Genomic DNA, 15066 nt, shown 5'->3' with positions numbered 1-15066 from the left:
TTTGTCGTTATAGATTTCAGTTTCTTCAGCAGGATCTGTTCTATCGGGCTATTAAGCGTTTCAGTTTTGCAATAACCCGGCGTAGCAGACGAATATGATACCATCCTAAGCCGCGTAATCTCGCCCAACTACGATTTAAATTAATTTCCAATGCTGAGTTTTGTGGAAAATGAATAGAAGCGACCGCAATAATATCTTTGCTACTTATATACTCCCGCAATACAAGATTGCCATCGCCTGCCAATACGATCTGCGCATTCTTTTCTCCTACATAACGGTGAAAAACATATTTCCCCTCATGTTTGGCCAATATATTACTGCCTAGTTGCAAAGGTTCACCGCGATAAGCCTGTAATAAAACGCTGTCTCCGTCATGAATAAATGGACGCATGCTCCCGCCTTTGATACGGATACGAACTTCTTTGCCCTCATTTAGCATATCTTGTACTTCGGCAAAATAGAGCTCATTGGAGATAACACGTGCCTTATTGTCTTCCGAATGTTCAGCCATATATTATTGATTGGGTTGAACAAAATATTGGATCACCGGTTGTAGATACGTGTCTTTCAATAGGACTTTCTTGTTTTCATCCAACAGATATATTGTTGGAGATGCCTTGAGGTCATACAAGTTGAACGACAGTATTTTGCTATCGGCATCAAAACCATTGATCCATTTTTCGGACATTTCAGGCATATAATTTTTCCATTTACTGCGATCTCCCCAAGGGTCGATGGCTAATACCTGCACTTGTAGTTGCGAGAATAACTCAACCAATTGTGGCGTATCGCGGAGTTGATGGATGGTTTCTTTGCAATGCGAGCAATCCGGGTCGTAAAAGATCAAGAAGGTATATTTAGCTTTTGTCTGCGATAGTTTTTGTTTTGTTCCATTGGCCAATTCATAACTAAAGTCCTCTGCGGGCTGCCCTACCTTATTGCGCATTACTAATTTATAGGTAGGTCTATATGCATCTTTCTCTAGATCCGATAATAGGTCAGTTTTGATCATATAACGTAGAACAGATTCGTAGATGATATCATTTCGCATTGGTGAATTACCATCATAGAGATAACGTTCGTATAGTTTGATGAAGTAGTCGAAACTGGTTCTATTGGATTTGGCTTTGTCTAACATCAGGTCTAACGCTTTGTCCCGCATAGCGGAATCAGGGGTTTTTGATAATAATCCGATAAAATCAGCGAGCTGCTGCTCTCCTTTGTCTGGATTTTTAACCTGAGCAGTGTCTTTCATGTCGAACTTATCCCAGAAATGTAACAAGCTACTATCTGCGGCACTTATGGCACCCGCTTTTTGCGGTATTGTTTCGTTACTTTCTTTTTTTGATTTATTATTTCCATCACAGGCCCATAAAAGACCTACAATCATGCCTATCGGCAACCAAAAACCAAGAGTTGAACTTTTCATTCTAATTTAATGCTTAACTTCGCTAAGTTAATAAAACTTTCAGGATTCCATGGATAGAATCAACAGCATTAATTGAGGTTACAGCTGCTCATGTGCCTGGCCACTATTTAAATTGAAGTTCCTGATTTCTTTGGGACAAGTCGTAGCAAAAGAAAGCCTTTTTACGTTAGATGCCTGAATAGCGAAAGATTTATGCGAGGAGGTAGAGAGCTCTTTCCTGCCTGTTTAGAACCACTGGTGTAAATATTTTAAACGATTTAATTAAATAGTTTTACTAATTTTGCGGCAAACGCCAATATATCGAATGAAAAAAATAGTATTATGGTTTTGCATGATCGGATTTGTGGGCTCAGTATACGCACAGACCAATCCTGCCAATATCAAAGTAGATAATCTGACAGATGCACAGATAGAGCAATATGTAAAACAAGCTGCCTTAATGGGCTATGATGAAAGTCAGCTAGATGGTTTTGCTCGTGCGCAAGGGGTGTCTGCTGTTGAAGTACAAAAATTAAAAGAACGTTTGGCGAAAATTAAGCGTAAGAAACAACAACCGGATCAATCACAGCGAACTCATACGACCGCTACCACAGGACGGGCAGTTGGTCGTCAAGTGGGGGGGGTAAATACGACAGATTCCTTACAAAATAAACGCAATAATAATCCCGATTCCGTTCAGCATGATGATGGAAAATTGAAGATTTTTGGCGCGGACTTGTTTAAAAATAATAGTATTACTTTTGAACCTAATCTTCGGATGGCGACGCCAAGTTCTTATATCATTGGTCCTGATGATGAGATCTTATTGGATATCACTGGTGATAATGAAGCTTCTTATACACTTCCTGTCAGCCCAGATGGAATGATCAAGGTGGAATATGTTGGTCAGATTAATGTTGCGGGCTTGTCGATCGCTGCGGCGAAGAGTAAGATTGAACAGCGTTTGAGTGGAACCTATCCTGCAATCCGTTCGGGAAGGACCAATGTCAGTGTAACAATTGGAAATATCCGCACGATCCGCGTTACCTTGACCGGAGCTGTTAGCAAACCTGGTACCTATAGTTTACCTTCTTTAGCTACAGTCTTCAATGCACTTTATGCTTCTGGAGGTCCTAATAAAAATGGTACCTACCGTCAGATCCAGGTGATCCGTGGTAATCGTGTCGTCAGCACAATTGATGTCTATGATTTTTTGGCGAATGGTATACAACAAGGTAATATACGTTTACAGGATCAAGATATTATCCATATTCCTGTATATGGAGCGCGTGTGCAGTTTGAGGGTGAAGTAAAGCGACCTGCTATTTTCGAGACTGTAGCAGGAGAATCCTTATCCGATATCTTGCGTTATGCGGGCGATTTTACAGAGAATGCCTATACTGCGAAGATCAAAGTTTTGCAAACAACAGGACGTGAGCGCAGTGTGCAAGATGTCTATGCTGACCAGTTCGCAAATTATACGCCTAAGGGTGGAGATCAATATGTTGTTGAGCCGATATTGGAACGTTATGCCAATCGGGTATCTGTGCTTGGTGCGGTATTCCGTCCGGGTATATTTGGTTTAGAGTCAGGTCTGACGCTCAAGCAAGTGCTTGAAATGGCCGATGGTGTACGTGAGGATGCTTTTTTAGAACGTGGTATCATCAATCGCCTGAAAGCAGATAATACTTCAGAACTGATCAATTTTAATGTACGCGAAGTATTGGCTGGTACAGTTGCTGATATACCATTGAAGCGTGAGGACAAGATCGAAATCGCTTCTATTTTTGATTTACGTGACGAATATAAATTTACCGTTCAAGGCGAAGTACGTTTCCCCGGGGATCTGCCTTTCGCCAGTAATGCAACGTTAGGTGACGTTATTCAAAAAGCTGGTGGATTTACTGAGGCTGCTAAAAATGCACGCGTGGAGATTGCTCGAAGACTTAAACAGCGCAATGCAGATGATCATAGTTCTTCGCAAACGATTTTAGTCGATATTAAAGATGGTATCCTTACAGATCCGACTATCGCTTTACAACCTTACGATGTTGTTTCGGTATTAGGAGACGCTGGGTTCCGTACACAGCGACAAGTGACGATTGAGGGTGAGGTACTCTATCCGGGTATTTATACCATTTCACGTGAGGATGAACGTATCTCCGATATCATCAAGCGGGCTGGTGGATTAACCACTTATGCTTATACCGAGGGTGCTTCTTTAAAACGCACAGGGATGTCTAAATTAAAGGAGGCGGAGAAAAAAGAGAAAGAACGTCTTAAAAAAGAGTTGGAGAAAGATAGCTTGGACGAAGAAGGAAATAATAACAAGAAAAATAAACAAGATAAGGAGTCCGATGAAGAGAATGCTGACAACTCTAAAGCAAAAAGTAGCGCTTTGGCGAAAGTGTCTCAACAAGGGATGACCGCAGCTGATGTTGAGCCGAGTGACCTTGTTGGGATTGAGTTGAACAAAATACTGGAAAATCCTTATCAGCGCGGCGATTTATTGGTGTTGGATGGCGATATTATTACAGTGCCAAAAGAACTGGAAACGGTTAAGGTCGTGGGTGAGGTTTTGAATCCAAATAACGTCGTATATGTAAAAGGTAAAAACCTAAAATACTATATCAATCAAGCTGGCGGGTTTACGGATAATGCATTGAAAAAACGTGTCTTTGTTCAGTATGCCAATGGTGCTGTAAAAGGGAAAGATGGTGGTTACCCAGACGTGAAACCTGGAGCTGAGATTGTTGTTCCGAAACGTGCTCCGAGAGAGAAGCTAAGTTCACAGGCTTGGATTGGTATTGGAACAGGGATCGCATCAACATTGGCAATTATTGTGAGTTTGTTTAAATAGATATGACCGAGACAAAAAATAAACCTGATATTACGTTAAAAGAACTCATTCTCAGTATTAAGAATTGGATTTGTTACCTAATCTCCAAATGGTATGTTTTGATTCTTGCCGTTATCTTAGGTTCAGTGGCAGGTATACTTTATGCTAAAATAAAAAAACCGGTTTATACAGCTACAACCAGTTTTGTATTGGAAGGTGCTGAGCCTGGTAATGGATTAGGACAATATGCGGGAATAGCTTCCATGATGGGAGTGGATATTGGAGGGGGAAACGGAGGAATTTTTCAAGGCGATAATTTAATCGAGCTATATAAATCAAGGACAATGATTGAAGCAGCGCTTCTAAAGCCATCTCAAAGTGATTCATCCAAAGTGTTATTGGACCATTATTTTGATATGGAGCAGCTAAAGGAGGAATGGAAGAAGAAGCGACCAGAACTGTTAATGGTTGATTTTGCTCTGAAGCACCAAAATAGTGCTATTATGCAACGACGTAGGGACAGTGTTATTAGTAAAGTTGTCGACGATATCAATGCAAAAAAATTGGCTGTTGGAAAACCTGATAAAAAATTGTCTATTATAAAAATCGATGTTTCAGGAACAAATGAAATTTTTGCCAAGGAATTTAACGAAGCACTTGTTGCAGAAGTGAACGAGTTCTATATAAAGACAAAGACAAAAAAATCATTGGATAATATTTCCATCTTACAACATAAGACAGATTCTGTAAGAGCTGCAATGAATGGAGCAATCTCTTCTGCAGCTGTTGCAATCGATAATACACCAAATTTAAATCCGACAAAGCAAGTCCTTAGGGTCGTTCCTGCGCAGCGATCGCAGTTTTCCGCGGAAACCAATAAAACAATTTTAGCTCAGCTTTTACAAAATTTGGAACTATCAAAGCTTGCGTTAATGAAGGAGGCACCGTTAATTCAGATTATCGATAACCCAGTTTATCCTGTTAGGGAGAGCAAAATGGGGCTGATAAAGGGAGCGGTTATTGGGGCTTTTCTTCTTTGTTTTATGACGGTTATTGTATTAACAGTCTTGAATACAATTCGCATTTCCATGAAAGATTGAGTTAAATAAGCTTTATGATTGGTATTATAATACAGGCGAGATTAGGCTCGACTAGACTGCCTAAGAAGATATTAAAACCTTTTGAAGGTAAGACTATACTTCTTTTTTTGATCGAGAGATTGCGACAATTGAATTTGCCGATTGTCGTTGCAACGACTACGAATGAAAATGACGATGAGTTGTGTGACTATTTGTCAACTCACCAAATAGCCTATTATAGAGGAGATGAAAATAATGTTCTTGCGCGTTACATTGGTGCCGCATCTTATTATAACTTTGATACAGTAATCAGAATATGCTCCGATAGTCCATTGATTGATCTTCACAAACTGGAGAGTCTAGTTGAGCAGTATAGGGCAGAAGATTGTGATTATTTCTCATTTTCTTATAAAAATGTGCCTACGGTACTCACGCATTTTGGCGTATTTGGTGAGATTGTGCGTTTGGAGGCGCTTAAATTGTTGGATAAATCTGTTGACGATCTTAAGATTAAGGAGCACGTGACTTACGGCATCTATACGAATGCTAAAGATTATAATGTCAAGTTGGTCGAGCTTACAATATTTAAACAAGACTTTGAGCGCATTCGGCTAACGATTGATACTCCGGAGGACTATGACAATCTTTTGTCAATAGGTGAAAAATATAGAGGTTTTCTTAATGAACCTTTTGAAAAGCTTGCGGAGCGGATAAGCCGCGATGAGAAATTATTAAAAAAAATGGAAACAATTATTATGAGCAATAAAAAATAAAAGATATGGAAAGTAAAAATGTATATATTATTGGTGAAATAGGACAAAATCATAACGGTTCCGTTGATTTGGCGAAACTAATCATAGATTTAGCTTGTCGGCCAATTGAAGAAGATCTATTTGGTTTAAAATTGCAGCCAATGAATGCTGTAAAATTGACAAAAAGAGATTTGAAACAAGAGTTGTCGAAATCGCAAATGGATGCTGCTTACAATTCACCACATGCATTTGCAAGCACTTACGGAGCACATCGTGAGGTATTGGAGTTGAATGATGAGCAACACTTTGAAATTTATAAATATGCCAAAGAGAAAGGTGTTGATTTTGTGGAAACATTATGTGCAATTGGATGTCTTTCACTGTTAAAGCTTTTTACACCAGATTATCTGAAGGTTGCGAGCCGGGATTTGACCAATCTTCCTTTATTGGAAGCATTGGCAGAAACCCAAATTCCGATTATTGTTTCTACGGGTATGGCGGGTAAAAAGGAACTAGATGATGCTATTGGTGTAATCACGAAATATCATAATAATTTGAGTATTTTACATTGTGTATCACAATATCCAACTCATCCTAAAAATACCAACTTAAACACGATTCCTTTTTTGCAGAAAAATTATCCTGACTATAAGATTGGATATTCGGATCATACAATAGGCATCGCTACTCCACTCGCAGCGGTTGCTATGGGGGCTGAAATTATAGAAAAACATATCACAATAGATAGAAGAATGAAAGGGACTGACCAAGCGGGATCGTTAGGACCAGATGGTGTGAACAGGATGGTTCGTGATATCAGACTGTTTGAGGGATCCTTAGGTGTAGAAGATATTTTTATTGAAGATGATGTAAAGGCTGCAAAAGTTAAATTGGAACGTTCAATAGCAACATTAAAAGATCTTAAAGCGGGTGATATTATTACAGCTGATGATCTTCATTTGCTATCCCCTGGTGACGGGTTGAAGTGGTCAGAAAGAGATACCATCATAGGTAAAACTATTAACAAGGATATTGCAAAAGATGAAATTATCTATAGCGCCTTTATCAATTTTTAAATATTCATATCATAATGAAATTACCAAAGCTAATAGCAACAGATATTGATGGAGTATGGACCGATGGTGGTATGTATTATGATATTGATTTCAATGAATTAAAAAAATTTAATACACTTGATAGTGCGGGAGTCCTCTTTGCCAAAGCTTTAGATATTCCGGTAGTGATCATTACGGGGGAGCAAACTGAGATTGTCAGACGTCGGGCGATAAAGTTAAATATTGAACGGTATTATCTTGGTGTAAAAGATAAATTAACGCTACTGGAAGAAGTTTGTTCAGAATTAAATATCGCTTTAGAGGATGTGGCCTATATTGGAGATGATTTAAATGATATCGAAGTTTTGGAAAACGTCGGATTCTCAGCATGCCCATCCAGTGCTCCGAGTTATATTAAGGAGATTTGTTCTCACATTTGCGAAAAGAAGGGTGGAGAGGGAGTATTTCGAGAATTCGTCGAGTATATTATCGGTGAAGATTTGATTAAAGAATTGATACGGCATAAAGTCAAATTAAATAGACAGTAATTATGACGGCTGTTAAAAAGGTTAATTCTTCCTTAGTATTTTTGTTTTCTAAATACTTTGTATTCGGAATACAATTCCTGAATGCTTTTTTGCTAGCTGTAAAACTGGGACCGCATTATTTTGGGATATGGGCCTTTATATCATTGGTGCTTCAATACTTTGATTATTTTAATCTAGGCATTGCAAATGCAGTAAATGTGTTCTGTTCATTTAACAAAAACAGAACACAATTTATATCTTATATTGTTGGAAATTCTGTTTTCCTAATTGCTATTTTAAACATTTTTGCTCTTAGCTGCTATCTTTTTTTGGTATTTGTGGCACATATTGGGGAGAAATATGAACTTGAACGTTTTTTCCTTTTTACACTTGTTATTTTTTCATCAGGTTATTTTATAGCGCTATTTTCCAATGTCTTAAGAGTTTATAACCAATTAATCCCTATTTCATTGGTGCAGTCCTTTTTGCCATTAGGAACTTTGGCGTCATTGCTTTTTTTTAATGGAGAACATCTCCTTCAATCCATTTTATGGTTTTATGCTTTATCTAACATTATTGCATTGCTTATTTTGATTTTCAGGATGCCATTTGCAGTGAAATTTAATTTAGATATTAGGCTTCTGAAGCGGGTTTTGGGCTTGGCACTCCCCTTATTTTTCTATAATGCGAGCTTCTATTTTATTTTTATTTCGGTGCGTTCGCTTGTTAGTAAGTACTATACTATAGAGGAGTTTGGCTTCTTTACGTTTACATTTTCAATAGCAAATATTATTGTCTTGATCACGGATTCCCTATCATTTTTAATTTGGCCAAAATTATTGAATAGATTTAATGTTTTGTCGAAGGAGGAATCCATGAAATTACTTGTACGGGTTAGACAAGCTTTTTTGACATTCTCTCATTTGGGATTTTATTGTTCATTGATCTGTTATCCAATCCTTATTAGGTTTATGCCTGGTTATGAAGGTACTTATAAATCGTTTTTAACGGCTGTAATATCAGTTGTATTATTGGCGAACAGTTTCGGTTTTCAAAGTTTAATTATCGCGAAAAGGGGGGAACGCTATCTTGCGATAGTTTCCTTTGCGCTATTGATTATGTGCTTTGTCTTATCGCTTGTTTTGATCTCCATATTTAAGATTGAATTAGCGTACGCAATTTTGGGTACGGCCTTTTCCTATTTTATATTTAATATTATTCTGGCAAATAAAGTTTACCTTTTGTTATCGGGAAAATCGGCATCCCTTCTAAAGATCATTGATTTCGGCTGTAGTTATCGTTTGTATATTCCATTGCTCGTTGTGTGTCCAGTTCTTTTTATTAATGAAAATTATATATCCTATTTCATTGCAGCTTCAAGTGTAGTTTTTCTTAGTTTGAATTGGCGTTCGATTAATAACATTATAACGTTAATAATGCGTATTATCAAAGATCCTGACTTTCTTAAAATATAAAAATGAACTATTTTTTAGTAAGCACCCCTTTACAGTATTGTAATGCTCATAACATTGATGTTGAAGGAGCAAAAACACTTGTATTTCTGGGTGATTTCCATGGAGGAGCTGAGTTTTATACAAAGATTAAAAATAGCATATATTGGGAGGAAAAATTTTATTTTGACTCCTACCGTCAATTGCTTTCGTTCTTAAAAAAGGTGATTAATGCGAACGATAAACTATTTATTGATTCAGATTATGGACTTCAGACTAACTGGATGTTATCTAAGATAAAAACGAAGGAGATTTTTGTATATGAAGAGGGGTATGGGAGCTACAGAAATGACTTGTTGAGCGCAAGATGTAAGAGTAAGATTTTATATCGATTTTTAAAATTTTTAGGCAATAAAGAACATTTTGGTGATAGCAAATTTGTGAAAGGTATCTATCTATATGATCTCCCCAAACATAAACGGCACGTTTCGGATTTTAGAAATCAGCGATTTAGTTTTCGTAAGCCATTTGTCGACAATTTGAATGAGATTTGTGATGAAATCCTTACAGTCGAAGAAAGAAGGGAATATCAAGAGATGGTTGAAGGGAAATCAGTTTATCTTTATCTCACAAATTGGGATTATAACAAAAACATCGAACATCTTTTTCAAGATAGAAAAAAATCGGAAACTGGAGATACCTTACTGATATTAAAACCGCATCCCAGGATTAAACAATTCAGTAGCGAATTTGAGTTTGATCTCGTTTTATCTAATAATGTTATGGTGGAATTGATTTTGTTAACATTCCATAAGTTTGCAAAGGAGCTTTTTGTGTACCATGATGGATCGAGTGCATTACTTTATCTGACTGATATAAACAATACGATTATAGATGCAATTTAAACTACCGGCTTTAAATAGGTACAGTGTATATGTTCTACTATACCACTTGCTGTTTTTGGGTTTTTCCACATCCAGCTTGATTCCTATGCAGGTCATGCTCATTTATTTAGTGGGTGTTTTTTGTATTGAGTTTAGATCAGTGTCAAGGAATGTCTTCTATACAAGTGTTTTCGGAGTCTTATCTTTTTTTGGCGGTATCTGTTTTCTTTTTAAGGGTTTCTACGTCAACAGTAGTTTAATCGTTTATCAACTGTTCTTTGGGATAATTTTGCAGTTCTACTTAGAACGTAGGATTGGCCCTGAGATATACGCGTTTATTTTGATTATTTACTGCTCGTTTATTTATTTTAATATTTTTCGGGGTGTAGATCCTGATTATATACTATATCAACGAAGTAGAAATATGGTAAGCTTTTATGCACTGCTATATACTATTTATTACTATATAGAAGATTTTCGATGGAATAAAAAGGTCAATATTTTACCCGCATTGAATTGTTCTGTCTTAGCTCTTTTGTTGGTTGGACGCTCTGGAATTATTGTTTCTCTGTTACTGTTGCTATTCGTTTTCTTTTATCAATTTAGTTTTATTTCAACGTTTTCTAAAGTAAAGCGAATATTAATTATCACTGCTGTAACAGGCGTTTTTGTCTATACGAATTATCAATTGCTTATGCAATTATACGAATCGTCTTTTGGACGATTTATTGAATTGGGGGTGGATATGACGGGAAGGGAGGATATTAATCAACTGTATTTGAGTAAAATGACAGGTGATCCGATAGCACTTATTTTTGGTGTTTCATTGAATGATCCTGTGTTCGAAAGGTTTGATTTCAATTTACATAACTCATTCTTTTCTGCCCACTATTTTTGGGGCATTTTTAGTCTAGTCTTCTTTGCGATTATATTGAAATGTTTCTTCGTAAAAGGGAATATTTTTTATAAAGGATTGTTTGCAATTCTTTTAATTCGAGCTTCTACTGATCAGGTGTTTTTTATTGACTTTATGGATGTAATAATTTATTACTTAATGTTTCTCATTTTTAATTTGAGTACTAATGTTGATGCGGATCAACCTATAAATGATAAATTAATATGCGTTTGATTCTTATAATAAGCGATTTAAGGTTTGTTTTCATTCAATCGACTCATGTTGATTTTGTGATTAATAAAATAATTTTCCACAAGAAATTTTCATGTTTTAATGGGACTATAGTTCCCATTGATCGTCTATAATTAATGTGGGGATATTTTGTGATATAAAGTTATGACAGTATTTCAAATAAGTAGTGAGTTAAATATAGGCTCTGTTGGTCGGATTGCTGAGCAAATTGGGGAGGCGGTACTTGCCAAAGGAGGGAAAAGTATCATTGCTTATGGCAGGGAGGGAGCGGCTTCCAAATCGTCGTCTTATAAAATTGGTGATAAGGTGGATTTTTATATTCATGCCTTAGGGACACGCTTCACTGATAGACACGGTTTTTTTTCTATTGGAGCTACTAAAAAGTTAATTAGAGAAATAGAACGTATTAACCCAGATGTTATTCATATGCAACATCTGCACGGTTATTATATAAATATTGAATTGCTTTTTAATTTCCTTGCTACGTTTGGGAAACCGATCATTTGGACTTTTCATGATTGCTGGTCCTATACAGGACACTGTGCCTATTATGATTTGGTGGGGTGTTCCAAATGGCAGACAGAGTGTGGTCATTGTCCTCAATTGGGGGAATACCCCAAAGCATTTTTTAAAGATAATTCTCGCAGGAATTTTTTGGATAAGAAACGTTTATTTAATTCAGTAAAGAATTTAACGATTGTGCCTGTATCGAAATGGCTAGAGAAGGAAGTCCGAAAATCGTTTCTTAGTTCCCATCGGATTAAAACGATTCAAAACGGGATCGATGTCGATAAATTTAGATATTCGGGTAATAATATTAAGACACAGTTTAATATTGAAGATAAATTTGTAATTTTGGGCGTGGCCAACCCTTGGGACACAAGAAAAGGATTGAGATTTTTCATTGAGATGGCAAGTAGTTTGACCGATCGGTTTCAGATAGTCTTAATAGGGCTGTCTAAACGTCAAATTGCTGAGCTTCCGCCAAATATTATCGCTTTAAAAAGGACAAATAATATCGATGAGCTTGTTGATTTCTATTCTTCTGCGGATGTTTTTGTGAATCCAACGTTGGAGGATACCTTTCCAACAACTAATTTGGAGGCGCTGGCTTGTGGAACACCCGTAGTTACCTTTGACTCAGGGGGAAGTTCAGAGGCCGTTGACGCAGGTACTGGGATAGTTGTCCGTCAGAAGGATTCAGCCTCGTTAAGCGAAGCGATATTTGAAATTGAGCGTAACGGTAAAGCATATTATTCAAGTAATTGCAAAGAACGTGCTCGAAACAACTTTAAAAAGGAAGACCGCTTTCAAGACTATATAGAGCTATATTATGATATATTAAATAAGAGTAGTAGATGAAAAGAGAAAGGCCATATCAAATATGTACCAAGACAATAATGGATACATCGGATCCAAATATCATTTTTAATGAGAAGGGGGAAAGTGATTATTATACAAACTATATTGAAAATATTTTACCAAACTGGCATACAGACGAACGTGGACTTGAGGAGTTAATGAAAATCGCTGATCGTATAAAAAAGACCAGTAAAAATAAAGACTTTGACTGCATTATTGGACTCAGCGGGGGATTGGACAGTTCTTATGCGGCCTATGTCGCAAAAGAAATTATGGGTCTAAGACCTTTAATATTTCACGTGGACGCAGGTTGGAATACAGATAAAGCGGTAGGTAATATTGAAAAGCTTATTAATGGACTTAACTTAGATCTTTATACTGAAGTAATTAACTGGGAGGAAATGAAGGATCTCCAAGTTGCTTTTTTAAAATCTCAAATTGCGGATCAGGATTTGCCCCAAGATTATGCATTCTTTTCCGCATTATATAAATTCGCTAAGAAACACAAAATAAATTATGTCCTGACAGGGGGGAATTTTTCTACCGAATGCTGTCGGGAACCAGAAGAGTGGGGGGGATTTCCGGGTATCGATGTACGATTAGTAAAAGACATTCATGGGCAATTTGGTAAACGTCCATTAAAAACATTTCCATTGGTCGATATTTTAAAATATAAAATTTACTATCGTTATATCTATGGAATGGAAGTTTTCAAACCCCTCAATCTTATTCCATTTGTTAAGAAAGATGCCGAAAATTTGTTGTTTGAAAGGTATGGTTGGGAATCTTTTCAACATAAGCATCATGAGTCACGTTTTACTCGTTTTTATGAGGATTATTGGCTGCCACGAAAATTTGGTTATGAAAAGCGGCGTGCACATTTTTCATCGCTGATCCTGACTGGGCAGATGACGAGAGAGGAAGCTTTAGAGAGAATATCTCGGCCGGAACTTTCCGATGAATTCTTGCAAAGAGAATTTGAATATATCGCTAACAAACTGGACTTAACTCCGGATGAATTGCAGGCGATCTTTGAAGGTAAAAATAAGACCTATAAAAACTATAAAAGTAAGATAGAAATCATCAAGTTGGGAGCTAAGATGATGCAAAAAATGAAAATAGAAAAGCGTTTATTTAGATGATAACTTTAGTAGATTATGGTGTCGGAAATATCAATGCCTTTGTTAATGTTTACAAACGTCTTGATGTACCTGTAAAAATTGCGAAAACAAGGACGGACTTGATTGGAGCCGAGAAGTTAATCTTGCCTGGTGTTGGACATTTTGATCATGCCATGACACAGTTGAATCAATCCGGTATGCGTGAGACTTTGGATGACTTGGTGCTTGGAGGGGATATTCCGGTGATTGGTATATGTGTCGGAATGCAAATGATGGCGAAGAGCAGCGATGAGGGTGAGATGGAAGGATTGGGCTGGATAGATGCTCAGGTGAAGATATTTGATAGAAAAAAGATAGACTATGTAACGCAGTTGCCGCATATGGGTTGGAACGATGTAAAACCAATAAAAGATTTGGCATTATTTAATGGGCTTGAAAAAGATGCTATTTTCTATTTTTTGCACAGTTATTACTTTGAGTGTAACTGTTCGGAAGATATCTTGGCTGTCACAGACTATGGAGGAGAATTTACTTCAGCCGCTCATTATAAAAATCGATTTGGAATTCAATTTCATCCCGAAAAAAGCCATCACTACGGTGAAGTTCTATTGGGCAATTTTGCAAAGTTAAATGTAGAAGAAAATGTTACGACCAAGAATTATTCCCAGCCTGCTTATACAGGATAATGGATTAGTAAAGACTGTTAATTTTAAAAACCCAAAATATGTTGGTGATCCCATTAACGCTGTAAAGATCTTCAATGAAAAGGCTGTTGATGAGCTGGCAATTTTCGACATCGATGCAACAGTAAAAGGTTTAGAGCCAAATTACAGTTTGATAGAGCGTATCGCTAATCAGTCGCGCATGCCGTTGTGTTATGGTGGGGGGGTGAAAACCGTTGATCAAGCACAACGAATATTTGGGCTCGGAATTGAGAAAATAGCGTTGTCTTCTGCTGCATTACAAAATCCGAGATTGATAACCGAAATAGCGGATCGGGTTGGAGCGCAATCTGTTATTGTTGTTTTAGATGTTAAGAAAAAGCTTTTTGGTGGCTATGAAGTTTATACTCATAATGGCAAGAAGTCTACAGGGATCAACCCTTTCCAATTTATTGAACAGGCACAGCGATCGGGGGCTGGGGAAATTATCATTAACTCAATTGACCACGATGGAATGATGAAGGGCTATGATAAAACGCTGATTGATAAGGCCCGTGAGAAAACAACGCTACCAATGACAGTTTTAGGAGGAGCGGGTTCATTGGAAGATATTCGAGATATTATCGATCGGCACAAAATTATCGGTGTAGCTGCAGGAAGCTTGTTTGTATTTAAGGGAGTTTATAAGGCAGTTTTGATTAATTATCCAACAAAGGAAGATAAAGATAGACTATATCACCGTTAAGGCCTGTGGTAGATCTGTTTAATAAACCGCACAC

General features: G+C 37.1%; 13 protein-coding genes. 11 read left to right on the top strand and 2 right to left on the bottom strand.

Annotated features, from left to right (window positions below):
* Positions 1–40: 40 nt before the first annotated feature.
* Both ABFX33_RS11205 and ABFX33_RS11200 read right to left on the bottom strand, forming a co-directional pair.
* Positions 41–511: a S24 family peptidase gene (locus ABFX33_RS11205; protein ID WP_346086148.1), complete on the bottom strand. Its 471-nt coding sequence runs from the start codon at positions 509–511 to the stop codon at positions 41–43.
* Between the two features lie 3 nt (positions 512–514).
* Positions 515–1429, bottom strand: a complete 915-nt coding sequence (locus ABFX33_RS11200; protein ID WP_346086147.1) for a DUF5106 domain-containing protein — start codon at positions 1427–1429, stop codon at positions 515–517.
* 304 nt (positions 1430–1733) lie between these two features.
* Here ABFX33_RS11200 and ABFX33_RS11195 point away from each other — a divergent pair, with 304 nt between their 5' ends.
* From ABFX33_RS11195 to ABFX33_RS11145, 11 genes are all read left to right on the top strand, one after another.
* Complete coding sequence (locus ABFX33_RS11195) at positions 1734–4268, top strand: SLBB domain-containing protein (RefSeq protein WP_346086146.1); 2535 nt, start codon at positions 1734–1736, stop codon at positions 4266–4268.
* 98 nt (positions 4269–4366) lie between these two features.
* A complete protein-coding gene (locus ABFX33_RS11190) occupies positions 4367–5347 on the top strand; it encodes a GumC domain-containing protein (RefSeq protein ID WP_346086145.1) in 981 nt (326 codons plus the stop codon).
* A 14-nt stretch (positions 5348–5361) separates the two neighbouring features.
* Positions 5362–6099: a cytidylyltransferase domain-containing protein gene (locus ABFX33_RS11185; RefSeq protein ID WP_346086144.1), complete on the top strand. Its 738-nt coding sequence runs from the start codon at positions 5362–5364 to the stop codon at positions 6097–6099.
* Positions 6100–6104: 5 nt separating this feature from the next.
* Complete coding sequence (locus ABFX33_RS11180; RefSeq protein WP_259185916.1) at positions 6105–7154, top strand: N-acetylneuraminate synthase family protein; 1050 nt, start codon at positions 6105–6107, stop codon at positions 7152–7154.
* Positions 7155–7168: 14 nt separating this feature from the next.
* Positions 7169–7681: a KdsC family phosphatase gene (locus tag ABFX33_RS11175; protein ID WP_346086143.1), complete on the top strand. Its 513-nt coding sequence runs from the start codon at positions 7169–7171 to the stop codon at positions 7679–7681.
* A 1456-nt stretch (positions 7682–9137) separates the two neighbouring features.
* Positions 9138–10016 (top strand): hypothetical protein, encoded by an 879-nt coding sequence (locus tag ABFX33_RS11170; protein ID WP_346086142.1) that lies wholly within the window; start codon positions 9138–9140, stop codon positions 10014–10016.
* 403 nt (positions 10017–10419) lie between these two features.
* Positions 10420–11124, top strand: a complete 705-nt coding sequence (locus tag ABFX33_RS11165) for a hypothetical protein (protein ID WP_346086141.1) — start codon at positions 10420–10422, stop codon at positions 11122–11124.
* 162 nt (positions 11125–11286) lie between these two features.
* Entirely contained in the window at positions 11287–12504 is a 1218-nt protein-coding gene (locus ABFX33_RS11160) for a glycosyltransferase (RefSeq protein ID WP_259185921.1), read from the top strand.
* Entirely contained in the window at positions 12501–13646 is a 1146-nt protein-coding gene (locus ABFX33_RS11155; protein ID WP_346086140.1) for an N-acetyl sugar amidotransferase, read from the top strand. Before ABFX33_RS11160 ends, ABFX33_RS11155 begins: the two co-directional genes overlap by 4 nt.
* Positions 13643–14311 (top strand): imidazole glycerol phosphate synthase subunit HisH, encoded by a 669-nt coding sequence (hisH, locus tag ABFX33_RS11150; protein WP_346086139.1) that lies wholly within the window; start codon positions 13643–13645, stop codon positions 14309–14311. Before ABFX33_RS11155 ends, hisH begins: the two co-directional genes overlap by 4 nt.
* Positions 14268–15032 carry an AglZ/HisF2 family acetamidino modification protein gene (locus ABFX33_RS11145; RefSeq protein WP_346086138.1) on the top strand — a complete coding sequence of 255 codons (765 nt, stop codon included), beginning with the start codon at positions 14268–14270 and terminating at the stop codon, positions 15030–15032. The genes hisH and ABFX33_RS11145 overlap by 44 nt, the downstream gene beginning before the upstream one ends.
* Positions 15033–15066 lie beyond the last annotated feature (34 nt).

Origin of the sequence: Sphingobacterium ginsenosidimutans (genome assembly GCF_039536865.1) — a bacterium.
GTDB lineage: Bacteria > Bacteroidota > Bacteroidia > Sphingobacteriales > Sphingobacteriaceae > Sphingobacterium > Sphingobacterium detergens.
The sequence above is the reverse complement of the archived record's forward strand: the minus strand, read 5'-3'. Positions and strand labels throughout refer to the sequence as shown.